A 23111-nucleotide genomic window follows, 5' to 3' on the forward strand; every position below is an offset into this window, starting at 1 on the left:
ATAAGCAGGTTTTACCGGCGTTGCCGCGACAACAGGTCGCGGCAGACCGAGATCAAATGGCTCAGTGAGCCTCATCCCAATTGTTGCCCACACCCACTTCGACCAGCAGCGGCACATCCAGTTTCGCCGCCTCGCTCATGTGCACGCGAATCTCGGCACTGACTTGTTCGACCAGATCCTCACGAACCTCCAGCACCAGTTCATCGTGCACCTGCAGGATGACTTTGGCGTCCAGCCCGGATGTTGCCAGCCAGTTATCCACCGCCACCATGGCTTTCTTGATGATGTCGGCAGCCGTGCCCTGCATCGGCGCGTTGATCGCTGTGCGCTCGGCAGCGGCGCGTTCCTGCGGCTTGTTCGAGTTGATCTCCGGCAGGTACAGACGACGACCGAAAAACGTCTCGACATAACCCTGATCCGCTGCCTGCGCGCGGGTGCGATCCATGTATTCGCGAACCCCCGGATAACGGGCGAAGTAGGTATCGATGTAAGCCTTGGCGGTCTTGGTATCGACGCCGATGTCCTTGCCGAGCTTCTGTGCGCCCATGCCGTAGATCAGGCCGAAGTTGATCGCCTTGGCGCCACGGCGCTGGGCGGAGGTCACTTCGTTGAGTTCGACCTTGAACACTTCGGCAGCGGTGGCGGTGTGCACGTCCAGATTGTTGCGGAAGGCGTTCATCAAGCCTTCGTCCTTGGACAGGTGCGCCATGATCCGCAGCTCGATCTGCGAATAGTCCGCCGCCAGCAGTTTGTAGCCTTTTGGCGCGACGAACGCCTGACGGATGCGTCGGCCTTCGGCGGTGCGCACCGGGATGTTCTGCAGGTTTGGATCGCTGGAGGACAAACGTCCGGTCGATGCCACAGCCTGGTGATACGAGGTGTGGACACGCCCGGTGCGCGGATTGATCTGCTCCGGCAGACGATCGGTGTAAGTGCTTTTCAGCTTGCTCATCGAACGGTGCTCCATCAGCACCTTCGGCAAGCGGTGATCGTCTTCAGCGAGCTTCGCCAGCACTTCTTCAGCGGTGGACGGTTGGCCCTTGGCGGTCTTCTTCAATACTGGCAGGCCGAGTTTCTCGTAGAGAATCACGCCCAACTGCTTCGGCGAGCCAAGATTGAATTCTTCCCCGGCGATCTCGAAGGCTTCGCGCTCCAGCGCGACCATTTTGTTGCCCAGTTCGATGCTCTGAATGCCGAGCAACTCAGCGTCAACGAACGCGCCTTGGCGCTCGATGCGGGCGAGAACGGGCACCAGCGGAATCTCGATATCGGTCAAAACGCTGGCCAGACTCGGGATCGCGCTGAGTTTTTCGAACAGCGTCTGGTGCAGGCGCAGGGTGATATCAGCGTCTTCAGCGGCGTACGGCCCGGCCTGTTCCAGGGCGATCTGGTCGAAGGTCAGCTGCTTGGCGCCTTTGCCGGCGATGTCCTGGAAGCTCACCGTGGTGTGGTCCAGGTACTTCTGCGCGAGGCTGTCCATGTCGTGGCGGGTGGCGGTGGAGTTGAGCACGTAGGACTCAAGCATCGTGTCGAAGGCGATGCCGCGCACGTTGATGCCTTGGCTCTGATCGCCGCCGATGGCGCAGTTGGCCAGGATGTTCATGTCGAACTTGGCGTGCTGGCCGACCTTGAGCTTGTTCGGGTCTTCCAGAATCGGCTTGAGTGCGCGCAGCACGGTGTCGCGATCCAGCTGTTCCGGCACGCCGATGTAGGAGTGGGTCAGCGGAATGTAAGCGGCTTCGTTGGCCTGCACGGCGAACGACAGGCCGACCAGTTGCGCCTGCTGCGCGTCGATGCCGGTGGTTTCGGTGTCGAAGGCGAACAGCTTGGCGTTGTTGAGTTTTTCCAGCCAGACGTCGAAGCGCGCCTGATCAAGGATGGTTTCGTACGCAGCTTCGGCGGGAGCGGCAGGCGCTTCTTCCGCTGGTGCGCTGAACAGATCGCCGGCCAGCGCAGGTTCGCTGGCTGCGCTCAGTTCCAGACGTTTGGCGTCGCGATCGAGATCGTTGATCCAGCTTTTGAATTCCAGCAGCGAGTACAGTTCGTAGAGCTTGGCCGGGTCTTCGGCGCCCATCTGCAGATCGTCGAGTTCGACGTCCAGCGGCACATCGACCTTGATGGTCGCCAGTTGATAGGAGAGGAACGCCATCTCCTTGTGCTCTTCGAGCTTGGCCGGCAGGGTTTTCGCGCCGCGAATCGGCAGGGTCGGGACGATGTCGAGATTGGCGTACAGCTCGGTGAGGCCGCCGTTGACGCCGACCAACAGGCCGGACGCAGTCTTCGGGCCGATGCCGGGAACGCCCGGAATGTTGTCGGACGAATCGCCCATCAGCGCCAGATAATCGATGATCTGCTCCGGAGCGACGCCGAATTTCTCCTTAACGCCCTCCACGTCCATCGAGCTACCGGACATGGTGTTGACCAAAGTAATGTGGCCATCGACCAGTTGCGCCATGTCCTTGTCACCGGTGGAGATGATCACCGGGCGATCCGCCGCCGCGCTGCTGCGCGCCAGGGTGCCGATCACGTCGTCAGCCTCGACGCCTTCCACGCACAGTAGCGGGAAACCGAGGGCGATCACGCTCTGGTGCAGCGGCTCGATCTGCACGCGCATGTCGTCGGGCATGCTTGGGCGGTTGGCTTTGTATTCGGCGTACATTTCATCGCGAAATGTCCCGCCCTTGGCGTCGAAAACCACGGCGAACGGGCTGTCCGGGTACTGCTTGCGCAGACTCTTGAGCATGTTCAGCACGCCTTTGACCGCACCGGTCGGCAGGCCTTTGGAGGTGGTCAGTGGTGGCAGCGCGTGAAAGGCGCGGTACAGGTAAGACGAACCGTCCACCAGGACGAGGGGGGCTTGGCTCATGAGCAGGATCAACCTTTTCGGCGGGTCCGGCGCTAGAATAGCGGGACCGTTGACGACAAAGGGACAAGGTTATCATGCGTACGTTAAATCGCTTGCTGCTGGTCGGTCTGATTGCTGCCTCACCGTTGGCCGCGATGGCGGCGGATGATGCGCCGTCAAAGGAGCCGGAAGTTACCATTAACACGCACACGGAAGGCGACAAGGTTATCCAGGAATACAGTCGCAGTGGTTTCGTCTATGCGATCAAGGTCACGCCAAAGGGTGGCAAACCGTATTTCCTGGTGCGCGCCGATGGTACGGACGCGAACTACATTCGCTCCGACCAGCCGGATATGCTGATTCCGTCGTGGGAAATCTTTACCTGGAAGTAAGTTTCCCGACTTTTAATCGGCGTCGCCTGACCGCGACGCCTGAACTGAGCAGTTTTTGACCATGTCTGTGTTCACTCCCCTGGCTCGGCCCGAGCTGGAAACCTTTCTCGCCCCTTACGGGCTTGGCCGTCTGCTTGATTTCCAGGGGATCGCCGCCGGCAGCGAAAACACCAATTTCTTTATCAGCCTGGAGCAGGGCGAATTCGTCCTGACTCTGGTCGAGCGTGGCCCGGTGCAGGAGATGCCGTTTTTCATCGACCTGCTCGACGTGCTGCACGAAGCCGACTTGCCGGTGCCGTACGCGCTGCGCACCACTGACGGCGTGGCATTGCGTGAGCTGAAGGGCAAACCGGCGCTGCTGCAACCGCGGCTGTCCGGCAAGCACATCAAAGTCGCCAATGCTCAGCATTGCGCGCAGGTCGGCGAGTTGCAGGCGCATCTGCATCTGGCGACCCAGGGCGAGCGCATGATCAAGCGCAAGACCGATCGTGGCCTGGACTGGATGCTGGAGGAGGGCAACGAGTTGCTCTCGCACCTGAGCGATGAGCCGCGTGCCTTGCTGCAAAAGGCGCTCGATGAAATCACCGAGCGCAAAGAGAAGATCCTCGCGCTGCCTCGGGCCAACATTCACGCCGACCTGTTTCGCGACAACGCGATGTTCGAAGGCACGCACCTGACCGGGCTGATCGACTTCTACAACGCCTGCTCGGGGCCGATGCTGTACGACGTAGCGATTGCGTTGAACGACTGGTGTTCGGACGAGGACGGTCTGATCGATGGGCCGCGAGCCCGCGCATTCCTTGGTGCCTATGCGGCGCTGCGACCGTTTACGGCGGCGGAGGCCGAGTTGTGGCCGACCATGCTGCGCGTGGCCTGCGTGCGGTTCTGGCTGTCGCGGTTGATCGCGGCGGAGCAGTTTGCCGGGCAGGATGTGTTGATTCACGATCCCAAGGAGTTTGAGCAGCGCTTGGCGCAGCGGCAGCAGGTTCACACACCGTTACCTTTCGCCCTTTAAAAGCATCGCGAGCAGGCTCACTCCTACAGGGGTTAGGTGATATCTTGTAGGAGTGAGCCTGCTCGCGATTGAGGCGAAGCCGAATCAGCCTTAAAGCGATTCCAGGCAGCCCGCCATATCGTTACCCAACTTCTCCAGCACTTGCTCATAGCCCTGAGCCGTAGCCGGGGTGTACCCGCCCAGCGCATCCAGCTCCGCCAGTTTCACTGGCAAACCCGCCACCAGCGTCTCCGCCAGACGCGGCCGCAACGGCGGCTCACTGAACACACACGTCTTGCCGACTTCCTGCAAGCGCTTGCGCATCGCCGCGACATGTTGCGCGCCCGGCTGCACTTCGGCGGCCACGCTGAACACGCCGGCATGCTTCAGGCCGTAAGCCTCTTCAAAGTAATCAAACGCCTCGTGAAAGACGAAGTACGGCTTGCCTTCAACGCTGGCCAGACGCTTCTTCAAACGCTGATCCAGCGCATCCAGACGCTCATCAAACGCCTTGGCATTGCTCTGATAACGCTCGGCGTTCTCCGGGTCCGCAGTGCTCAAGTCAGCGGCCATTTTGTCGGCAATTACCCGCGCATTGACCGGTGATAACCACAAATGCGCATCGAGCGTGCCAGGACGGTGATCGTGATCGTGATCGTGCTCGTCAGCCTCTTCGGCGTGGGAGTGGCTGTCCTCAGCGAAACGCCGCAGTTTCATCCCTGGCAGATCCTGCACCGCGACGCTCGGCAGCGTCCGACCGTTCAACACGCGCGGCAGAAAGCCTTCCATGTCCGGGCCGATCCAGTAGAGCAGATCCACCGATTGCACCTTCCGTACGTCGGATGGCCGCAGGGCGTAATTGTGTGGCGAAGCACCCGGCGGCAGCAGCACTTCGGGAATCGCTACGCCGTCCTGCACGGCCGCTGCAATCAGCTGCAACGGTTTGATGCTGGTGAGGACTTTGACCTCGGCCTGAGCCGAACCGATCAGCAGAAAACTGGCGACAAAAGCCACAAAAACAGAAAAAAGTCGGGACACGATGACCACTCAAGGAGGCGAGAACGGGTAACATAATAACGTCTCTATCAAAACTCGTCGCCGCCCATGCCTATTACACCGATTGCCAGCCGTCCCCACGACCACTCTCATTGCGTGCACAGCGCTTTGTCCGAGGCCGATACCTTGTGCGCCCAGAAAGGCTTGCGCCTGACCGCGTTGCGCCGCCGGGTGCTGGAATTGGTGTGGCAGAGCCACAAACCGCTGGGCGCCTACGACATTCTTGCCGTGCTGAGCGAGCAGGATGGCCGCCGCGCCGCGCCGCCGACCGTGTACCGCGCGCTGGATTTCCTTCTGGAAAACGGCCTGGTGCACCGCATCTCCTCGCTCAACGCCTTCGTTGGCTGCGTGCACCCGGAGCACGCGCATCAGGGCCAATTCCTGATCTGCCGCGATTGCCACGCCGCCATCGAACTTGAGCAAAAAGTGATCAGCGACGCGATCATCAACAGCGCCAGAGACGTTGGTTTCATCGTCGAAGCGCAGACCGTCGAAGTCGTCGGCCTGTGTTCCGGTTGCCAGGGGGCTTGATGAGCAATGCGCTGATCCGTCTGGAGCAGGTCGCCGTCACGTTTGCCGGGCAGGCTGTGCTGGACAACATCGAGCTGAGCGTCGAGCCGGGGCAGATCGTCACCCTGATCGGCCCCAACGGCGCCGGCAAGACCACGCTGGTGCGCGCCGTGCTCGGCTTGCTCAAGCCGGACAGCGGCAGTGTCTGGCGCAAGCCGAAGCTGCGCGTCGGTTACATGCCGCAAAAACTCCACGTCGATCCGACCTTGCCGTTGTCGGTGCTGCGCTTTCTGCGCCTGGTTCCGGGCGTTGATCGGCCGCGCGCGCTGGCTGCGCTGAAAGAAGTTGGCGCCGAACACGTCATCGATAGCCCGGTGCAAAGCGTTTCCGGCGGCGAAATGCAGCGCGTGCTGCTCGCTCGCGCGTTGTTGCGCGAGCCGGAATTGCTGGTGCTCGATGAACCGGTGCAAGGTGTCGACGTCGCCGGCCAAGCGGAGTTGTACAGCCTGATCACCCGTCTGCGCGATCGTCATGGTTGCGGCGTGTTGATGGTGTCCCACGATTTGCATCTGGTGATGAGCACCACCGACCAAGTGGTCTGCCTCAACCGTCATGTCTGCTGTTCCGGGCATCCCGAGCAGGTCAGCGGCGATCCTGCGTTCGTCGAGCTGTTCGGCAAGAACGCGCAGAGCCTGGCGGTTTATCACCACCATCACGACCACGCTCACGACCTGCACGGTTCGGTGGTCAAAGGGCCGGTTATTGGCCAACCTCACGTTCACGGAGACAACTGCAAGCATGGCTGATTTTCTGTTGTATGCCCTGCTTGCAGGTCTGGCGCTGGCGATCGTTGCAGGTCCGCTGGGTTCGTTTGTGGTCTGGCGGCGCATGGCGTATTTCGGCGACACCTTGTCCCACGCCGCGTTGCTGGGTGTGGCGCTGGGCTTTCTGCTGGATGTCAGCCCGACCGTTGCGGTGACCGTAGGCTGTCTGTTGCTGGCGGTGCTGCTGGTCACATTGCAACAGCGTCAACCGCTGGCGTCCGACACGTTGTTGGGAATTCTCGCACCGAGCACGCTCTCTCTCGGCCTGGTGGTACTAAGCTTCATGCATGAAGTGCGGATCGACCTGATGGCCTATCTGTTTGGCGACCTGCTGGCGATCAGCCCGACCGATCTGGCGTGGATCCTCGGTGGCAGCGCGGCGGTACTGGCATTGCTGGTGACACTGTGGCGGCCATTGCTGGCGATCACCGTGCACGAAGAGCTGGCCAAGGTTGAAGGTCTGCCGGTGGCGGGCCTGCGCATGGCGCTGATGCTGTTGATCGCGGTGGTGATTGCGGTGGCGATGAAAATCGTCGGAGTGTTGCTGATTACTTCACTGTTGATCATCCCGGCGGCTGCCGCACAGCGTCACGCCCGCTCGCCGGAGCAGATGGCACTGGGCGCAAGCCTGCTGGGCATGCTCGCCGTGTGTGGCGGGCTGGCGCTGTCGTGGTTCAAAGACACCCCGGCGGGGCCGTCTATCGTTGTGACGGCGGCCGCACTGTTTCTGTTGAGTTTTGTTCTGCCCCGTCGTGGGGTGTAGACTTGGCCGCTTTTTGCGCAAATAGAGAGTCGCAGGAATGAAGCCGTTCGCCTCCCGTTATCTGCTCCTTGTCGCATTTTCAGTGCTACTGGGCGCCTGCCAAAGCACGCCGCCGGTGGCCGAAGTCCCCGATGCGCGAGCTGCGGCCATCGCACAGCTGGAGCAAAGCCTGGCCAGCAGCGAGCTGGCCACTGCCGAAGATCAGTTGGCCGCTTTGCAGAAAGAAACCCCCAACGATCAATCCCTTGAGCAATACCAGCGGCAATTGGCCGAAGCGTATCTGCGTCGCAGCCAGATTGTGCTGCAGAAGGGCGATGTGAATGCTGCCGCTACGGCGTTAAGTCGTGCCCGCGCTTTGATGCCGAAAGCGCCGGCGCTGACCGGTGGCGTCAACGGTGCCATTACTGAAGCGCGCAAGGCTGAGCTGGAAAAGGCTGAGGCTGCATTGCTGGCCGCCGAGGCCAAGCCGAAAGCCAAAGTAATTGATCCGACTGCCGAGAGCACCACGGTTGCGCTGAACATCACCGATAGCCGCAAACTTCGTCGGCAACTCGACGCGATCGCCGCTGATGTGGTGAATTATGAGTGTGGGGTGACGATTCAGGCGCCACGGACCAATGATTATCCTTGGTTGGCGACGTTGCTGACCAAGCGAGTCAAGAAATTGAATCCGGATTTTGATCTGAAGATTGTGAAGCAAACTCTGCGCACAGTACCGGCGCAGATGGTCTTGAGTCCGCGTAAACCTTAAAAGCTTCGTCGAAACGCCGCCCGGAGCAAGCTCGCTCCCACATTTGATCTCGGGCCTGACACAAAATCTGTGTTCACCAGAGATCCCTTGTGGGAGCGAGCTTGCTCGCGAAAGCGTCCTTTCAGCCAACGAAGCTTTTAAGCCGGAATGGCCTTCGCCTTAGGCTCCCGCGCCCAAACCCGATGCTGCCCGATCGCCGCAAAGAACGGCTTGGTCAACGCCGGCACATCCTTGCCCTGCAGCAATCCAGCATCAGCCTCCAGCTTCAGCAGATCCTGCAACTGCTTGGCCTCGCCGTGCAACGCAATCGCCTTCAGATGCTTGTACGCCTCCAGCAGGTAGTGCAGCGCCACACCATCGCCGCTCAACGCCTTCACCGACGCCGCGCCACCCGGTACGAACACCGCATCGAAAATCACTGACGGCATGCCTTCCATCGAGGCATCCACTGGCAACGTTTTGCCGTCAGCGGTCTTCACCGGCGCTGAAGTTGGGCCGAGCAACTTGGCATGCGCACCCTCAGCCGCCAATGCCTTCCTCATTGCATCAATCGCCGCACCATCGACGCCGTTAGCGGCAAGAATTGCAACTTTTCGCGTCTTGATGTTTTCTGGCAGCAAATTAGCCTGACTCAATGACGGCGAGTGATCGAAAGACAGCTTGCGCGCATCCACTGTGCCTTTGGCAGGCGCCGGCAAGCCCAGATTAGCCGCCACACGCTTGGCCAGTTCCAGATCGATGTTGGCCAGAATCTCGTTCACCTCCCGCGCACGGATAAATTCACGCTCAACCTTGCCCAACTCGAAGCTGTAGGCCGCAATGATGTGCTCCTTCTCGTGATCGCTCATGCTGTTGAAAAATAGCGTCGCTTGGGAGAAGTGATCGCTGAACGACTCGCTGCGCTGGCGGATCTTGTTCGCATCAATGCGTTCTGGATAGCTCTCGAAGCCACCGTCCTGTGCGGCCGGCGGCGTTTCTTTCGGCCAGCCGCCATCAATCGAGTTCGGCTCATACGAGGCGCGGCCCTTGTCGATCACCGTGCGGTGCTGCGCATCACGCTGGCCATTGTGGAACGGTGCCACCGGCCGGTTGATCGGCAACTCGTGAAAATTCGGCCCACCGAGTCGGCTGATTTGCGTGTCGGTGTAGGAAAACAGCCGACCTTGCAGCAGCGGGTCATTGGAGAAGTCGATACCGGGCACGATGTGGCCAGGGCAGAACGCGACCTGCTCGGTCTCGGCAAAGAAGTTGTCGGGGTTGCGGTTCAGGGTCATTTTGCCCAGCGGCGTGATCGGCACGATTTCTTCGGGGATCAGCTTGGTCGGGTCGAGGATGTCGAAATCGAAGTCGTGCTCGTTTTCCTCCTCGATGATCTGTACGCCGAGTTCCCATTCCGGGTAATCGCCCATCTCGATCGCTTCCCACAGATCGCGACGGTGGTAGTCAGTGTCCTTACCGGCAAGCTTCTGCGCCTCGTCCCACACCAGCGAACAAGTGCCGGCGGTAGGGCGCCAGTGGAATTTGACGAAGCGCGATTTGCCCTCGGCGTTGATCAGGCGGAAGGTGTGCACGCCGAAGCCCTGCATGCTGCGCAGGCTTTTCGGGATCGCCCGGTCGGACATCGCCCAGATGACCATGTGCGCCGATTCCGGCACCAGGGACACGAAGTCCCAGAAGGTATCGTGCGCCGAACCGCCAGTGGGGATTTCGTTGTGCGGCTCGGGTTTCACCGCGTGGACGAAGTCGGGAAACTTGATCGCGTCCTGAATGAAAAACACCGGCATGTTGTTGCCGACCAGGTCGAAGTTGCCTTCATCGGTAAAGAACTTCACCGCGAAACCGCGTACGTCACGCACGGTGTCGCCGGAACCGCGTGGGCCCTGAACCGTGGAAAAGCGCACGAACACCGGGGTCTTTTTCCCCGGATCCTGTAGGAACCCGGCCTTGGTCAGCGTCGAATGGTTCTCGTAGGCCTGAAAGAAACCATGCGCCCCGGTGCCGCGTGCGTGGACGATGCGTTCCGGGATCCGCTCATGGTCAAAATGCGTGATCTTTTCCCGCATGATGAAATCTTCAAGCAGCGACGGCCCGCGCGGGCCGGCCTTGAGGGTGTTCTGGTTGTCGGCAATCTTCACACCCTGGTTGGTGCGCAGCGCCTGGCCAGTGGCGTCGGAGCGGAATTTCTCCAGGCTGTCGAGTTTGGCGTTGGTGTTGGCGCGATCCGGGGCATCGGTTCCGGCCATCTGGCTTTTATCGGTCGTAGGCTTCTTGCTCATCAGTCGTAAACTCCTCGGTTGACCCCGTGGTTTGCCGGGGACTCTTGAGTGGTTCCCGGGCACGGCACCCAGGGTTTTCAAGTCGCTTACTTAGTGACTGATGAGGCGTTGGGGGCGTTCCTTTTTTATGACCTTTGATCTTGTTATTGCCAAATCGAAGGTTAATTGCGAAATAAATGCTAAGAACCTCTATACGGACAGGCTAAAATGCGCGCCCGGCTAACCGCTGATCCTTTTCTAACGCGCCCCACAAGGTTCGCTACGTGATCGAGTTTCAAAACGTCCACAAGACTTACCGCGTCGCCGGTAAGGACATTCCCGCGCTGCATCCGACCAGTCTCTCCATCGAGAACGGGCAGGTGTTCGGCCTGATCGGCCATTCCGGCGCGGGCAAAAGTACCCTGCTGCGCCTGATCAATCGCCTGGAAGACTCCAGTGGCGGCAAGATCATCGTCGACGGCGAAGAAGTCACCGCACTGGACGCAAACGGCCTGCGCCATTTCCGTCAGCAAGTCGGGATGATCTTTCAGCACTTCAACCTGCTTGCCTCCAAGACCGTGGCCGACAACGTTGCGTTGCCGCTGACCCTGGCCGGCGAACTGTCGGGCGGCGAGATTGACAAGCGTGTTGCCGAATTGCTGGCTCGGGTCGGTCTGTCCGACCACGCCAAGAAGTACCCGGCGCAATTGTCCGGTGGCCAGAAGCAGCGCGTCGGCATCGCCCGCGCCCTGGCAACCAAGCCGAAGATTCTGCTGTGCGACGAGGCCACCAGTGCCCTCGACCCGCAGACCACCGCGTCGGTCCTGCAATTGCTGGCCGAGATCAACCGCGAACTGAAACTGACCATCGTCCTGATCACCCACGAGATGGATGTGATCCGTCGCGTTTGCGATCAAGTGGCGGTAATGGATGCCGGTGTGATCGTCGAGCAAGGTTCGGTCGCCGATGTGTTCCTGCATCCAAAACACCCGACCACCAAGCGTTTTGTGCAGGAAAGCGAGCAGATCGACGAAAGCGAACAGCGTGATGACTTCGCTCATGTGCCGGGCCGCATTGTGCGTCTGACCTTCCAGGGCGAAGCGACCTACGCGCCGCTGCTCGGTACCGTCGCCCGGGAAACCGGCGTCGACTACAGCATCCTCGCCGGTCGCATCGACCGCATCAAAGACATTCCGTACGGGCAATTGACCCTCGCCGTCACCGGTGGCGACATGGAAGCGGCGTTTGCCCGCTTCACCGCCGCTGACGTTCACATGGAGGTATTGCGCTAATGGAAGACCTGATCAGTTTCTTCACCAATATCGACTGGTACGAAATCTGGCTGGCCACCGGCGACACGATGCTGATGCTCGGTGGTTCGCTGCTGTTCACCGTATTACTCGGCCTACCGCTGGGCGTGTTGCTGTTTCTGTGCAGCCCGCGTCAATTGCTGGAAAACCGTGGCCTCTACGCATTCATGTCGCTGGCGGTGAACATCCTGCGTTCGCTGCCGTTCATCATTCTGTTGATCGTGATGATCCCGTTCACCGTGCTGATCACCGGCACGTCGCTGGGCGTGGCAGGTGCGATTCCGCCATTGGTAGTCGGTGCGACACCGTTCTTCGCGCGTTTGGTGGAAACCGCGCTGCGTGAAGTCGATCGCGGGATCATCGAAGCGACCCAGTCGATGGGCGCGACCACGCGGCAGATCATCATGAACGCTTTGCTGCCGGAAGCCCGCCCGGGCATCTTCGCGGCGATTACGGTGACGGCGATTACACTGGTGTCCTACACGGCGATGGCCGGTGTGGTCGGCGCCGGTGGTCTGGGTGACCTGGCGATCCGTTTCGGTTACCAGCGTTTCCAGACTGACGTGATGATCGTCACCGTGGTGTTGCTGTTGATTCTGGTGCAGGTGCTGCAGATGGTCGGTGATCGACTGGTTGTGCATTTCTCGCGCAAATAACCGGTTTTGTAATCAAGAGATGAGCCGGCCATTCGCTGGCAGGCGCCAGACGGGCGCCTCATAAGGAGTTAGCTGAATGAAAAAACTGATCGCTGCTTTCGCTGCCGTTGCAGCATTCTCGGCCCACGCCGAAACCCTGACCGTTGCCGCCACCCCGGTGCCGCACGCGGAAATCCTTGAGTTCGTGAAGCCGGCGTTGGCCAAAGAAGGTGTGGATCTGAAGGTCAAGGTCTTCACCGACTACATTCAGCCGAACGTACAGGTCGCGGAAAAGCGTCTGGACGCCAACTTCTTCCAGCACCAGCCGTACCTCGATGAGTTCAACAAGGCCAAGGGCACTAGTCTGGTTGCCGTGACCGGTGTGCACCTGGAGCCGCTGGGCGCCTACTCGAGCAAGCTCAAGGATCTGAAGGATCTGCCAAGCGGTGCCAACGTGGTGATTCCGAACGACGCCACCAACGGCGGCCGTGCCCTGTTGCTGCTGGCCAAGGCTGGCGTGATCACGTTGAAGGATCCGACCAACATCCTGTCGACCGTCAAAGACATCAAGACAAACCCGAAAGACCTGAAAATCCGTGAACTGGAAGCCGCGACCATCCCGCGTGTGCTGACCCAGGTCGATCTGGCGCTGATCAACACCAACTACGCGCTGGAAGCCAAGCTCGATCCGTCCAAGGATGCGCTGGTAATCGAAGGCAACGACTCGCCGTACGTGAACATCCTCGTGTCCCGCGCGGACAACAAAGACAGCGACGCGATGCAGAAACTCGCTGCTGCGCTGCACAGCCCGGAAGTGAAGAAATTCATTACCGAGAAGTACAAAGGCGCGGTATTGCCGGCGTTCTGATTGGGGTTGCTGTAATGAAAAAGGGGACGCCATGAGCGTCCCCTTTTTTGTCTCTGGTGTTTGGCTTTGGACCTGCTGTGACGCTGCCCCTCACCCCAGCCCTCTCCCGAGGGAGAGGGGGCCGATCTTCAAGCTTTTCGAGCCTGAGTTCGACTCATAATTGCAGGTCGGCGCAACTCGAACAAACACCTCGGTCAGTTCCCTCTCCCTCTGGGCGGTCCGACGTTTCGGGAGGGCTAGGGTGAGGGGCTTTTCGCTCTTCAGCTTTTATTTGCGGTTAAGCATGACCGGCAGCTGCGCAACCAGTTTGGCATTGTTCAACGGCGCTCGAATAAACCCCCGCTGCGTCCCGTCCGGGCCGATCACCGCCAGATTGCCGCTATGGTCGACGGTGTAATTCGGCTTGCTCGTATCCGCCGGAATAAACGGAATACTCACCGCGTTCGCCACTTTCTGCAGCTCTTCAATCGAAGTCGGTGTCAGGCCAATGAACTGCGGATCAAAATAGCCCAGGTACTGCTTCAACTGCTTCGGGTTATCGCGGTTCGGGTCAACACTGACCAGAACGATCTGCAACTTGTCCACAGCGTCTTTCGGCAGTTCACTCTTGATCTGCCGCAGCTGCGCCAACGTAGTCGGGCAGATGTCCGGGCAGAAGGTGTAGCCGAAGAACAGCAGGCTCCACTTGCCTTTCAACTCGTTGATCGCCACCGGTTTACCGTCCTGATCGGTCATCGTCACATCCGGCAGATTGCGGCTCTGCGGCAGCAGGATAATGCCGGCGTCGATCAGCGCAGTCGGGTCGCCCTGGCCCTTGCCGCTCAGCACTTTGTTGACGGTAAGTCCCAGGATCAGCGCGATCACGGCGACGAGGATGAAGACGGTTTTCTGGGTTCGAGTCATAGGTTCAACAGTAAGTAGTGGTCTACGAGCAGGGCGATGAACAACAGGAACAAGTACCAAATAGAGTACTTGAAGGTGTTGATCGCCGCGTGCGGCCGAGTGCCACGGTACAGCACCACGGCCCATTGCAGAAACCTCGCGCCCAAGCAGAGCGCGCAAATCAGGTAGAGCATGCCGCTCATGTGAATCACGTACGGCAGCAGACTCACCGCCAGCAGCGCGAAGGTGTAGAGCAGAATGTGCACCTTGGTGTAGTGCTCGCCGTGGGTGACTGGCAGCATCGGGATGTCGGCCTTGGCGTATTCCTCCTTGCGATGAATCGCCAGCGCCCAGAAGTGCGGTGGGGTCCAGGCGAAGATGATCAGCACCAGCAACAACGGTTCGGCGCTGACGTGGTCGGTGGCTGCGGTCCAGCCCAGTAATGGCGGGGCAGCACCGGCGAGGCCACCGATGACGATGTTCTGCGGCGTCGCGCGTTTGAGGAAACCGGTGTAAATCACTGCATAACCAAGAAGCGAAGCCAAGGTCAGCCAAGCGGTCAGCGGATTGGTGAAAGTCAGCAACAACGCCTGACCGAGCAACGCCAGCACCAAGGCAAACGTCAGCGCCGCCGCCGGTGAAACCCGGCCCTCGGCCAGCGGCCGTTTATGCGTACGCGCCATCACCGCATCGATGCGCCGATCCACCACATGGTTGACCGCCGCCGCACCACCGGCACACAGGGCAATCCCCAGATTGCCGAACACCAGCACCGTCCACGGCACCCCGGCACGGGTCGCGAGGAACATGCCAACCAGCGAGGTGATCAGCATCAGCACCACGACTTTCGGTTTGGTCAGCTCCAGATAATCACGCCAGATCGCCTGATGCGGGCGCTCGCCAATCAGAATCGCCACGGCGTTTCTCCTTTTATGGTGATGGGCGCGGCCGTGTGTTTGCGCGGGCTCAGGCGCCAGCGCGCGAGCACCGGTTGTTTGACCCGGACCAGGCTGGTGCGCGCGTGGTAATTGACCAGCACCATGGTCAGCAGCAACGCCGCGCCGCCAGCGTTATGCGCGACCGCCACCGGCAGGGGCAGATGGAACAGCACGTTGCTGATGCCGAGGGTGATCTGCGCCGCGAGGGCGACGAGAACCAGACCGGCCAACCGCGTCATGCCAACCACTTTCAGTTGCCAGGCGAGACCGAGCAGCACCAACGTCACCAGCAACGCGCCGATCCGATGAGTCAGGTGAATCGCCGTGCGCGCATCGCTGTCGAGTTGCCCGCCGAGATAATTTGGGCCGATGTGTTGAGTCAGATGAAACCCATTGGCGAAATCCGCTGGCGGCAACCACTGCCCGTGGCAGGTCGGGAAGTCGATGCAGGCCACCGCCGCGTAGTTGGAGCTGACCCAGCCACCCAGCGCAATCTGACCAATCACCAACAGTAATCCCGCCGTCGCCCAATACTGCAAACGCTTGGGCACGGTCAGCGCCGGCAACACGCCGGACAATCTAAGCGTCAGCAAAAACAGCAGACTCAACGTCGCAAAACCGCCGAGCAAATGCCCGGTGACCACTTGCGGCCAGAGCTTGAGCGTCACCGTCCACATGCCGAACGCCGCTTGTGCGAACACCACCGCTAGCAGAAACAACGGCAGCTTCAACGGCAGCCCCGGATGACGACGGTTAACCCACGCGCGCCCGGCGAGAATCGAAATGAGCAGGCCGAGGGTGCCGGCGAAGTAGCGGTGGATCATCTCGTTCCAGCCCTTGTGTGCCTCTACTGGCGAGTCGGGGTAATGCAGTTCGGCATGGGCCAGTTGCGCTTCGCTTTTCGGCACGCTGATAAAACCGTAGCAGCCCGGCCAGTCCGGACAGCCGAGGCCGGCGTGGGTCAGGCGCGTATAGGCGCCGAGCAGCACCACAATCAGGGCCAGCAGGGTGGCAAACAGCGCGAGGCGAAATCCAGGTTTGGCCATGACGATGCCCTTATCCGATGTTCGACAGTTTCAGCAGATGACGCAGGTCGTTGAGCAGATCCTTGCCTTTCACATTCGGCTCGTAACGCAGCACGAGGTTGCCGTGGGGGTCGATGATCCACAGTTGCGGCGTGGCTTTGTCGCCCGTGGTTTTACTGAACGTTGTAGCGTCCAGCGGATAGCGTTGCAGCTGTGGATATTCGCGGGTCAGCTTGGCGTCGTAATCGGCGCTCACTGGTTGCGCAGCAGCAAGGGCGTGGCTGGCGCGGCCGGCATCGCGACCGAGGCCGATCTGGATCTGCCGCGCCAGATACACCAGTTGCTGGCAATCCACCGCGCAATCCTTCGGCGCGGTGACCAGCATCTGCCAGCGCTCCTCGTCGGCCTGCACGCCGAGGTCGGCGCGGGTCTGGCCGTTGCCGATCAGTTCGCCGTGATAGCTGCGACCCTCCGGCACCCAGAACTGCAATTTGTACATGCCGGTGGCGAGCACCATCGGGCCGATCACGCCAAGCAATATCAGCAGCAACTGAATGCGCCCGCGACGACGGGTGGCGGCAGGTTTCGCCTCAGACATGCTGGGTGGATTCATGGCCGTTCCCATGGTGTTTCTCCTTTGCGTTGTGCAAGCCCAAATAGACGTAGAGGCCGAGCAGGGCGGTGGCCATGGCGAACCACTGCACGGCGTAACCGAGGTGTTTTTCCGGGCCCATGGCGACCACCGGCCAATCGGCCTCGTAGCTGGCCGGGCCGGGTTCGGCGCGTAACTCGTAGGTAAAGCCGTCGCGCTCAAGGGTTTTCCACAGCTTGGCGGGTTCGACGGCAGTGATGGTTTGCGGCCAGGTGTTGCTGACCGGATCGGCATGAAGTTGAAAAGTGGCGCCGGGGGCGACGTAGACCCAGGCATCGACATTCAAGGCTTCGGAAGGCGTGGTGAATTGCGGCGGCACGCGGCGGTCCGGCCACGGCAGCCAGCCGCGATTAACCAGCAGCCACAGGCCTGTGCGTTGATCCTGAAACGGTTGCAGCAGCTCGACACCGACCTTGCCGTTACGCTGACGGTTATCCAGCAGCAAGCTGTGCGCGGCATCGAACTGGCCGTGCAGATGCACGCGGCGATAAGCCGGATCAGCGCTATTGAGCAGTTCGCTGCTGGCCATCGGTTCGGCCGCGCGGCGTTCGGCGTAGCTGGTGAGCAGAGCGGTTTTATCGGCACCCCGGCTCAATTGCCAGAAGCCTAGCGAAACCAGCAACGGCAGCAACAACGCCACCACCACGGTCGGTATCACGCCCGGGCGAAAGCGCTTCATGGCTGCGCCACAAAGTCAGTCGTTGCGATCGCTATACTCAACTGCATCGCCTGTCCCCCGGAGTTCTTCCCATGCTCAAAACAGCCATCGTCCTGATGCTGATTGCCACGGTGATCAGCCTGTTCAGCGGCCTGTTTTTCCTGGTCAAGGACGACAGCAGCTCCAATCGCCTGGTCATCGCCTTGAGTGTTCGGGTGGCATTGGCCGCCGCCACCGTCGGCTTGATCGCCTGGGGCTTTTACAGCGGCCAACTGGTGTCGCATGCGCCTTGGTAGTGGTGATCCTCAGAGTACGTAGACGAAGATAAACAGACCGATCCAGACCACGTCGACGAAGTGCCAATACCAGCTCGCCGCTTCGAAGCCGAACTGGTGCTCGTTGTCGAAGTGGCCCTTCATGATGCGCATCAGCATCACGAACAGAATGATCGTGCCGATGGTCACGTGGGCGCCGTGGAAACCGGTGAGCATGAAGAACGTCGCGCCATAAATACCGGAACCGAGGGTCAGGCCCAGTTCGTGGTAGGCGTGCATGTATTCCTCAGCCTGGAAACCGAGAAACGCGCAGCCCAGCAGCACGGTGATCGCCAGCCAGATTTTCAGCGCGCCGCGATGGCCCTTCTTCAAGGCATGGTGGGCGATGGTGATGGTCACACTGGAGCTGACCAGCAGAATTGTGTTGATCAGCGGCAGGCCCCACGGGCTGATGACTTCTTTCGGCGGCGGGAACAGTTTCGGATCCGGCGTGTGCAGCAACGGCCAGGTGAACTGGAAGTTCGGCCAGAGCATGTGCGCGATGCCCTTGGTGCCTTCACCGCCGAGCGCCGGTCCGGAGACGTGCCGCACGTAAAACAGCGCACCGAAGAAGGCGACGAAGAACATCACTTCGGAGAAGATGAACCAACTCATGCCCCAGCGGAACGAGCGATCGAGCTGCGGGCTATAAAGCCCCGCGCGGCTTTCCTTGATCACCGCCCCGAACCAGCCGAACAGCATGTACGCCAGCAACAGGCCACCGACGAAAAAGATGTACGGGCCGTGGGATTCCGGGCGCGCTGCCTTCAGATCGTTAAACCAGGTGGCGAGGCCGTACACGGTGATGGCCATGCCGAAGGTCGCAATGATCGGCCATTTGCTTTGCGGCGGAACGTAATATTGCTCATGAGTTGCCATTTATTGTTCTCCTTATCGGGCACGCTCAACCGCCAGTGTTTACAGCCACCGGCGGATGTCGGGCGGTGATATCGAACAGCGTGTAGGACAGCGTCAGGTGCTTCACATCCTTGGGCATGTCGCGGTCAACAATGAAGCGCACCGGCATCTCGATCTGTTGACCGGGCTGCAGCACCTGCTGGGTAAAGCAAAAGCATTCGGTCTTGTGGAAATATGCCGCGGCGTTGCTCGGCGCGATGCTCGGCACGGCTTGCGCACTCATCGGTTTGTCGGTGGGGTTGCGCGCGATGAAGATCATCTCGTTGACCGCGCCGGGGTTGGCGGTGAGTTCGTCATGCTTGGGGTAAAAGTCCCACGGCATGTCGACGTTGTTGGTCGACAGAAACTGCACACGCACCTGGCGCGAAGTGTCGACCACCTGCTCACCCTCGTACTGCCCGGCGGTCTTGCCGTTGATGCCGAAGGCTTTGCACATCACGTCGTAGATCGGCACCAAGGCAAAACCGAAGACAAACATCGCCACCACCACGCCGAGCAGGCGGGTGACGAGTTTTTTCATCGAGATCGAATCAGCCATGGTTCATGCCTCCCCACCAAACCCTGTAGGAGTGAGCCTGCTCGCGATGGGTGCACCGCGGTGTGCCCGACACACCGCCATCGCGAGCAGGCTCACTCCTACAAAAGCCAAGCGTTTCATTTCACTTCCGGCGGTGTGGTGAAGGTGTGATACGGCGCCGGGGACGGCACGCTCCACTCCAGACCTTCCGCACCATCCCACGGTTTGGCCGGTGCTGGCGGGCCGCCGCGAATGGTCTTGATGACGATGAACAGGAAGAAGATCTGCGTCGCACCGAACATGAACGCGCCAATCGAGGAGACCATGTTGAAGTCGGCGAATTGCAGGTTGTAGTCCGGAATCCGTCGAGGCATTCCCGCAAGCCCGACGAAGTGCATCGGGAAGAAGGTCAGGTTCATGCCGACGAATGACAGCCAGAAATGCAGCTTGCCGAGGGTTTCGTCGTACATGTGGCCGGTCCATTTCGGCAGCCAGTAGTAGGTCGAGGCGAAGATCCCGAAGATCGCCCCCGGCACCAGCACGTAATGGAAGTGCGCGACCACAAAGTAGGTGTCCTGATACTGGAAGTCCGCCGGCGCGATGGCCAGCATCAACCCGGAGAAACCGCCGATGGAGAACAGGATCACGAACGCCACGGCAAACAGCATCGGCGTTTCGAAGGTCAGCGAGCCTTGCCACATGGTGCTGGCCCAGTTGAACACCTTCACCCCGGTCGGCACCGCGATCAACAGCGTGGCGTACATGAAGAACAGCTCGCCCACCAATGGAATGCCGACCACGAACATGTGGTGCGCCCAGACGATGAACGACAGGAAGGCGATGCTCGCCGTCGCGTAGACCATCGAGGTGTAGCCGAACAGCGGCTTGCGCGAGAAGGTCGGGATGATCGAGCTGACGGCGCCGAAGGCCGGCAGGATCATGATGTACACCTCGGGATGGCCGAAGAACCAGAACACATGCTGGAACAGCACCGGGTCACCGCCACCGGCAGCGCTGAAGAAGCTGGTGCCGAAGTGGATGTCCATCAGCATCATCGTCACGCACCCGGCCAGCACCGGCATCACCGCGATCAGCAGGAACGCGGTGATCAGCCAGGTCCAGACGAACAGCGGCATTTTCATCAGCGTCATGCCGGGCGCCCGCAGATTGAGGATGGTGGCGATCACGTTGATCGCGCCCATGATCGAACTGATGCCCATCAAGTGGATGGCGAAGATGAAGAAGGTCACGCTTTCCGGTGCATACGTCGTCGACAGCGGCGCATAGAACGTCCAGCCGAAGTTCGGCCCGCCGCCGGGGGTAAACAGGGTCGACACCAGGATCAGGAACGCCGCCGGCAACAGCCAGAAGCTGAAGTTGTTCATCCGGGGCAAGGCCATGTCCGGCGCGCCGATCATCAACGGGATCATCCAGTTGGCGAGGCCGACAAACGCCGGCATCACCGCACCGAAGACCATCACCAGACCGTGCATGGTGGTCATCTGGTTGAAGAACGCCGGCTCGACGATCTGCAAGCCGGGCTGGAACAGTTCAGCGCGAATCACCATCGCGAACGTGCCGCCGAGCAGAAACATGGAGAACGCAAACCACAGGTACAGCGTGCCGATGTCCTTGTGGTTGGTGGTCAGCACCCAGCGCATCAGGCCTTTGGCGGGGCCGTGGGCGTGGTCGGCATGACCGTGGTCATCAATGACAGCGCTCATGGCCGGTCTCCTTTACGTGAGTGGATGAGGCAGGCCGGGGCGCTCTGCCCCGACCGGTTCACGAGGTACGCGATAGACCGGCTCATTTGCTTTCCGCCTGTTTCAGCTCCAGCACTTCTTTTGGCGTGACCATGTCGCCCTTGTTGTTGCCCCAGGCGTTACGTTCGTAGGTCACGACCGCTGCGATATCGACTTCCGACAACTGCTTGCCGAACGCCGCCATGGCGGTGCCGGGCTTGCCGTGGAAGACAATGCTCAAGTGGCCTTCTTTCGGTCCGGTGGCGATTTTCGAGCCTTTGAGCGCCGGGAACATCGGCGGCAGGCCCTGACCTTCGGCCTGGTGACAGGCGACGCAGGTGGTGTGATAGATCTTGTCGCCGCGTTCCTTGAGTTCGTCGAGGGTCCATTCCTTGCTGGTCAGCTCTTTGAGCTGCGCAGCCTCGGCTTTGCGGTCGGCGAGCCATTTGTCGTAGTCGGCCTTCTCTTTGACCTCGACCACGATCGGCATGAAGCCGTGATCCTTGCCGCACAATTCGGCGCACTGGCCACGGTAGATGCCGGGCTTGTCGATGCGCGTCCACGCCTCGTTGACGAATCCCGGGATCGCATCGCGTTTCACCGCGAAGGCCGGCACCCACCAGGAGTGAATGACGTCGGCGGAAGTCACGAGGAAGCGCACTTTGGCGCCGGTCGGCAGCACCAACGGCTTGTCGACCTCGAGCAAGTAATGCTCGCCCTTGGTTTCCTTGTTGTGGATCTGTTCCGCGGGAGTGGCCAGGTTGCTGAAAAACTCGACGTCCTGGCCCAGGTATTTGTAGTGCCACTTCCACTGATAACCGGTGATCTGGATATCGATATCCGGCTCACTGGTGTCGTACATCTTGATCAGGGTGGCGGTCGCCGGTACGGCCATCGCCACCAGAATCAGGAACGGTACGACGGTCCAGAGAATTTCGACGGTAGTGCTTTCGTGGAATTTTGCGGCGACCTGCCCGGTAGAACGGCGGTGCACCATCATCGACCAGAACATGGCGCCGAAGACGATGATCCCGATCACCACACAGATCCAGAAAATGGTCATGTGCAGGTCGAATACTGCGTGACTGATTTCAGTCGCTCCAGGCGCCATATTTACAGTCCAGGCAGCGTGTGCCGGACTGAAAATCGACCACAACAGGAGGCCCATCCAGACGTGTGGATGTCGCATCATTGCGGGTTCCCCTTATCGTTCTTGTTATCCCGCCGGCTTTCGCCTGCGGCAAGGGAGCGGCTGCATCAGACTACGAACTTGAATCGCCGGGCCTTGCTGCGGGTGCAGTCGGGCGTCATCAGCTAACTCCATTCAATGGCGAGTATAGACAGCGACGGGAAATTGCAATGTGCGCACGTAAATGAACTGAAACAGCTGGCACTTGCGTTCAAGGGCACGAATGGAGAAGGATGCAGACGAGTGGTGGCAAACCGATATAACGCAGGTGCATCAAGGATGAAATAATTATGACAAATGCGTCTTAGCATTTTTCGTAAGCCAGCTAAGTTATGTCTTCCCTATTTCATTGCCTTGTTTCCTGGAGTTTTCATGAACACCGCCGCATTGCGCGAGCAGATCCAAAAAGCCCAACAACACGAAAAAGAAACCGGCCTGCTGACCCGTCAGCTGGAAAGCAAGCTGCCTCATTTACACCCGGCGATCCAATTGCCGGAAGCCGACGCCAACGGTGTGCTGACGCGTTTTGTCGCCGCCTACATTGATGAAGTGCCAGACCTGCTGGATGCAGCCAATGAAGTTGCCAGGGAAGCGGGAATCGAATCGCAGATCAAACCGGTGCTGAAAATCGCCGAGCAGTATTTCCTCCAGCCGCCAGCCATCATGGCCGGGCACGTTGGCCTGGACAGCCTGCTCGACGAAGCCTATCTGGCGCACCGTTTTGTCGAAGAGGTCAACGACCTGTACATCAAGCATTTCGGCCAGCCACTGATCCCCTTGGACATGACGGTCGCTAACTTGATTGCTCACCAATTGATCGGTGAGGAATTTGCCAACCAACTGGACGAAGCGGTGCATCACGCCATCGACGAGATGCTCAACGACGAGAGTTTTGCCCTGGAATCGGTAGAAGCCTACCGCGGCAAACTCAGCAGCCCGGACACCGGCGCCGCGTGGAAACGCTGGCCGTGCATGGGCCGCCGACTGGGTGTAGGCCTGGAACTGGACCAGCCTGCGGCCTGAGTTACACACAATCCAATGTAGGAGTGAGCCTGCTCGCGATGGCGATAGAT

General features: G+C 60.1%; 23 protein-coding genes. 11 read left to right on the top strand and 12 right to left on the bottom strand.

Translation table 11 applies throughout. The annotated features are described in order from the left end of the window. Nucleotides 1-61: 61 nt before the first annotated feature. A complete protein-coding gene (polA, locus tag AB4N74_RS24205; RefSeq protein ID WP_257356679.1) occupies nt 62-2866 on the bottom strand; it encodes a DNA polymerase I in 2805 nt (934 codons plus the stop codon). 74 nt (nt 2867-2940) lie between these two features. Here polA and AB4N74_RS24210 point away from each other — a divergent pair, with 74 nt between their 5' ends. Together AB4N74_RS24210 and AB4N74_RS24215 are read left to right on the top strand one after the other, a co-directional pair. Then, nucleotides 2941-3237 (top strand): DUF2782 domain-containing protein, encoded by a 297-nt coding sequence (locus AB4N74_RS24210; RefSeq protein ID WP_093429504.1) that lies wholly within the window; start codon nt 2941-2943, stop codon nt 3235-3237. A gap of 61 nt (nt 3238-3298) precedes the next feature. Continuing rightward, nucleotides 3299-4252, top strand: coding sequence for a homoserine kinase (locus tag AB4N74_RS24215; protein ID WP_099757624.1), 954 nt, complete (start codon nt 3299-3301; stop codon nt 4250-4252). Between the two features lie 90 nt (nt 4253-4342). Here AB4N74_RS24215 and znuA read toward each other — a convergent pair whose 3' ends face one another. Then, nucleotides 4343-5269 (bottom strand): zinc ABC transporter substrate-binding protein ZnuA, encoded by a 927-nt coding sequence (gene znuA, locus AB4N74_RS24220; RefSeq protein WP_460097429.1) that lies wholly within the window; start codon nt 5267-5269, stop codon nt 4343-4345. A 66-nt stretch (nt 5270-5335) separates the two neighbouring features. Between znuA and AB4N74_RS24225 the strand changes: the two genes are divergently transcribed. From AB4N74_RS24225 to AB4N74_RS24240, 4 genes are read left to right on the top strand one after another with little or no spacing between them, the layout of a single operon-like run. Next, nucleotides 5336-5818 carry a Fur family transcriptional regulator gene (locus tag AB4N74_RS24225; protein ID WP_166222181.1) on the top strand — a complete coding sequence of 161 codons (483 nt, stop codon included), beginning with the start codon at nt 5336-5338 and terminating at the stop codon, nt 5816-5818. After that, nucleotides 5818-6603, top strand: coding sequence for a zinc ABC transporter ATP-binding protein ZnuC (gene znuC, locus AB4N74_RS24230; RefSeq protein ID WP_007911759.1), 786 nt, complete (start codon nt 5818-5820; stop codon nt 6601-6603). The genes AB4N74_RS24225 and znuC overlap by 1 nt, the downstream gene beginning before the upstream one ends. Beyond that, complete coding sequence (gene znuB, locus AB4N74_RS24235; protein ID WP_093429502.1) at nt 6596-7384, top strand: zinc ABC transporter permease subunit ZnuB; 789 nt, start codon at nt 6596-6598, stop codon at nt 7382-7384. The genes znuC and znuB overlap by 8 nt, the downstream gene beginning before the upstream one ends. Before the next feature lie 37 nt (nt 7385-7421). After that, nucleotides 7422-8135, top strand: coding sequence for a PA5502 family lipoprotein (locus AB4N74_RS24240; RefSeq protein ID WP_093429501.1), 714 nt, complete (start codon nt 7422-7424; stop codon nt 8133-8135). A gap of 137 nt (nt 8136-8272) precedes the next feature. Here the strand turns inward: AB4N74_RS24240 and katE are convergent, their stop codons facing one another. Further along, the gene (gene katE, locus AB4N74_RS24245; RefSeq protein ID WP_460101222.1) at nt 8273-10414 is read right to left on the bottom strand and encodes a catalase HPII; all 2142 of its coding nucleotides are present in this window, start codon (nt 10412-10414) and stop codon (nt 8273-8275) included. 260 nt (nt 10415-10674) lie between these two features. On the opposite strand from katE, the gene AB4N74_RS24250 reads away from it, so the two are divergent. The 3 genes from AB4N74_RS24250 (at nt 10675) to AB4N74_RS24260 (ending at nt 13203) form a co-directional block, all read left to right on the top strand. Then, nucleotides 10675-11682, top strand: coding sequence for a methionine ABC transporter ATP-binding protein (locus AB4N74_RS24250; protein WP_093429500.1), 1008 nt, complete (start codon nt 10675-10677; stop codon nt 11680-11682). Beyond that, a complete protein-coding gene (locus AB4N74_RS24255) occupies nt 11682-12356 on the top strand; it encodes a methionine ABC transporter permease (protein ID WP_016986455.1) in 675 nt (224 codons plus the stop codon). Before AB4N74_RS24250 ends, AB4N74_RS24255 begins: the two co-directional genes overlap by 1 nt. A gap of 76 nt (nt 12357-12432) precedes the next feature. After that, nucleotides 12433-13203 (top strand): MetQ/NlpA family ABC transporter substrate-binding protein, encoded by a 771-nt coding sequence (locus AB4N74_RS24260; RefSeq protein WP_460097432.1) that lies wholly within the window; start codon nt 12433-12435, stop codon nt 13201-13203. Nucleotides 13204-13470: 267 nt separating this feature from the next. Here the strand turns inward: AB4N74_RS24260 and AB4N74_RS24265 are convergent, their stop codons facing one another. The 5 genes from AB4N74_RS24265 to AB4N74_RS24285 are packed head-to-tail and all read right to left on the bottom strand — an operon-like array spanning nt 13471 to nt 17379. Continuing rightward, complete coding sequence (locus AB4N74_RS24265) at nt 13471-14106, bottom strand: SCO family protein (protein ID WP_008081211.1); 636 nt, start codon at nt 14104-14106, stop codon at nt 13471-13473. Further along, nucleotides 14103-15002, bottom strand: coding sequence for a heme o synthase (gene cyoE, locus AB4N74_RS24270; RefSeq protein WP_460097434.1), 900 nt, complete (start codon nt 15000-15002; stop codon nt 14103-14105). The genes AB4N74_RS24265 and cyoE overlap by 4 nt, the downstream gene beginning before the upstream one ends. Next, nucleotides 14990-16069 (bottom strand): COX15/CtaA family protein, encoded by a 1080-nt coding sequence (locus AB4N74_RS24275; protein WP_460097436.1) that lies wholly within the window; start codon nt 16067-16069, stop codon nt 14990-14992. The genes cyoE and AB4N74_RS24275 overlap by 13 nt, the downstream gene beginning before the upstream one ends. 10 nt (nt 16070-16079) lie before the next feature. Continuing rightward, nucleotides 16080-16673: a hypothetical protein gene (locus AB4N74_RS24280; RefSeq protein WP_460097438.1), complete on the bottom strand. Its 594-nt coding sequence runs from the start codon at nt 16671-16673 to the stop codon at nt 16080-16082. Continuing rightward, nucleotides 16639-17379 carry an SURF1 family protein gene (locus AB4N74_RS24285; protein ID WP_460097440.1) on the bottom strand — a complete coding sequence of 247 codons (741 nt, stop codon included), beginning with the start codon at nt 17377-17379 and terminating at the stop codon, nt 16639-16641. The genes AB4N74_RS24280 and AB4N74_RS24285 overlap by 35 nt, the downstream gene beginning before the upstream one ends. A 71-nt stretch (nt 17380-17450) precedes the next feature. Here AB4N74_RS24285 and AB4N74_RS24290 point away from each other — a divergent pair, with 71 nt between their 5' ends. Beyond that, nucleotides 17451-17654, top strand: coding sequence for a twin transmembrane helix small protein (locus tag AB4N74_RS24290; RefSeq protein WP_007911731.1), 204 nt, complete (start codon nt 17451-17453; stop codon nt 17652-17654). A 9-nt stretch (nt 17655-17663) separates the two neighbouring features. Here AB4N74_RS24290 and AB4N74_RS24295 read toward each other — a convergent pair whose 3' ends face one another. The 4 genes from AB4N74_RS24295 to coxB all read right to left on the bottom strand — a co-directional run bounded on the left by AB4N74_RS24295 (nt 17664) and on the right by coxB (nt 22041). Next, nucleotides 17664-18551, bottom strand: coding sequence for a cytochrome c oxidase subunit 3 (locus tag AB4N74_RS24295; protein WP_460097442.1), 888 nt, complete (start codon nt 18549-18551; stop codon nt 17664-17666). A 25-nt stretch (nt 18552-18576) separates the two neighbouring features. Beyond that, nucleotides 18577-19128, bottom strand: a complete 552-nt coding sequence (locus tag AB4N74_RS24300; RefSeq protein WP_016986464.1) for a cytochrome c oxidase assembly protein — start codon at nt 19126-19128, stop codon at nt 18577-18579. A gap of 116 nt (nt 19129-19244) precedes the next feature. Further along, a complete protein-coding gene (gene ctaD, locus AB4N74_RS24305; RefSeq protein WP_034152254.1) occupies nt 19245-20831 on the bottom strand; it encodes a cytochrome c oxidase subunit I in 1587 nt (528 codons plus the stop codon). A gap of 82 nt (nt 20832-20913) precedes the next feature. Beyond that, nucleotides 20914-22041, bottom strand: coding sequence for a cytochrome c oxidase subunit II (gene coxB, locus AB4N74_RS24310; protein WP_034152255.1), 1128 nt, complete (start codon nt 22039-22041; stop codon nt 20914-20916). A 369-nt stretch (nt 22042-22410) separates the two neighbouring features. On the opposite strand from coxB, the gene AB4N74_RS24315 reads away from it, so the two are divergent. Further along, nucleotides 22411-23061, top strand: a complete 651-nt coding sequence (locus AB4N74_RS24315; RefSeq protein ID WP_093429493.1) for a hypothetical protein — start codon at nt 22411-22413, stop codon at nt 23059-23061. The last annotated feature ends 50 nt before the right edge of the window (nt 23062-23111 follow it).

The organism is Pseudomonas sp. H3_C08 (genome assembly GCF_054669455.1).

Excerpts from the sequence above, each read along its gene's own strand:
- polA (WP_257356679.1), bottom strand. The coding sequence starts at position 2,866 with ATGAGCCAAGCCCCCCTCGTCCTGGTGGACGGTTCGTCTTACCTGTAC.
- AB4N74_RS24275 (WP_460097436.1), bottom strand. The coding sequence starts at position 16,069 with ATGGCCAAACCTGGATTTCGCCTCGCGCTGTTTGCCACCCTGCTGGCC.
- AB4N74_RS24290 (WP_007911731.1), top strand. The coding sequence starts at position 17,451 with ATGCTCAAAACAGCCATCGTCCTGATGCTGATTGCCACGGTGATCAGC.
- AB4N74_RS24265 (WP_008081211.1), bottom strand. The coding sequence starts at position 14,106 with ATGACTCGAACCCAGAAAACCGTCTTCATCCTCGTCGCCGTGATCGCG.
- AB4N74_RS24260 (WP_460097432.1), top strand. The coding sequence starts at position 12,433 with ATGAAAAAACTGATCGCTGCTTTCGCTGCCGTTGCAGCATTCTCGGCC.
- znuC (WP_007911759.1), top strand. The coding sequence starts at position 5,818 with ATGAGCAATGCGCTGATCCGTCTGGAGCAGGTCGCCGTCACGTTTGCC.
- AB4N74_RS24225 (WP_166222181.1), top strand. The coding sequence starts at position 5,336 with ATGCCTATTACACCGATTGCCAGCCGTCCCCACGACCACTCTCATTGC.
- AB4N74_RS24300 (WP_016986464.1), bottom strand. The coding sequence starts at position 19,128 with ATGGCTGATTCGATCTCGATGAAAAAACTCGTCACCCGCCTGCTCGGC.
- AB4N74_RS24215 (WP_099757624.1), top strand. The coding sequence starts at position 3,299 with ATGTCTGTGTTCACTCCCCTGGCTCGGCCCGAGCTGGAAACCTTTCTC.
- AB4N74_RS24240 (WP_093429501.1), top strand. The coding sequence starts at position 7,422 with ATGAAGCCGTTCGCCTCCCGTTATCTGCTCCTTGTCGCATTTTCAGTG.
- AB4N74_RS24315 (WP_093429493.1), top strand. The coding sequence starts at position 22,411 with ATGAACACCGCCGCATTGCGCGAGCAGATCCAAAAAGCCCAACAACAC.
- AB4N74_RS24295 (WP_460097442.1), bottom strand. The coding sequence starts at position 18,551 with ATGGCAACTCATGAGCAATATTACGTTCCGCCGCAAAGCAAATGGCCG.
- AB4N74_RS24210 (WP_093429504.1), top strand. The coding sequence starts at position 2,941 with ATGCGTACGTTAAATCGCTTGCTGCTGGTCGGTCTGATTGCTGCCTCA.
- AB4N74_RS24285 (WP_460097440.1), bottom strand. The coding sequence starts at position 17,379 with ATGAAGCGCTTTCGCCCGGGCGTGATACCGACCGTGGTGGTGGCGTTG.
- znuB (WP_093429502.1), top strand. The coding sequence starts at position 6,596 with ATGGCTGATTTTCTGTTGTATGCCCTGCTTGCAGGTCTGGCGCTGGCG.
- coxB (WP_034152255.1), bottom strand. The coding sequence starts at position 22,041 with ATGATGCGACATCCACACGTCTGGATGGGCCTCCTGTTGTGGTCGATT.
- ctaD (WP_034152254.1), bottom strand. The coding sequence starts at position 20,831 with ATGAGCGCTGTCATTGATGACCACGGTCATGCCGACCACGCCCACGGC.
- AB4N74_RS24255 (WP_016986455.1), top strand. The coding sequence starts at position 11,682 with ATGGAAGACCTGATCAGTTTCTTCACCAATATCGACTGGTACGAAATC.
- AB4N74_RS24280 (WP_460097438.1), bottom strand. The coding sequence starts at position 16,673 with ATGGGAACGGCCATGAATCCACCCAGCATGTCTGAGGCGAAACCTGCC.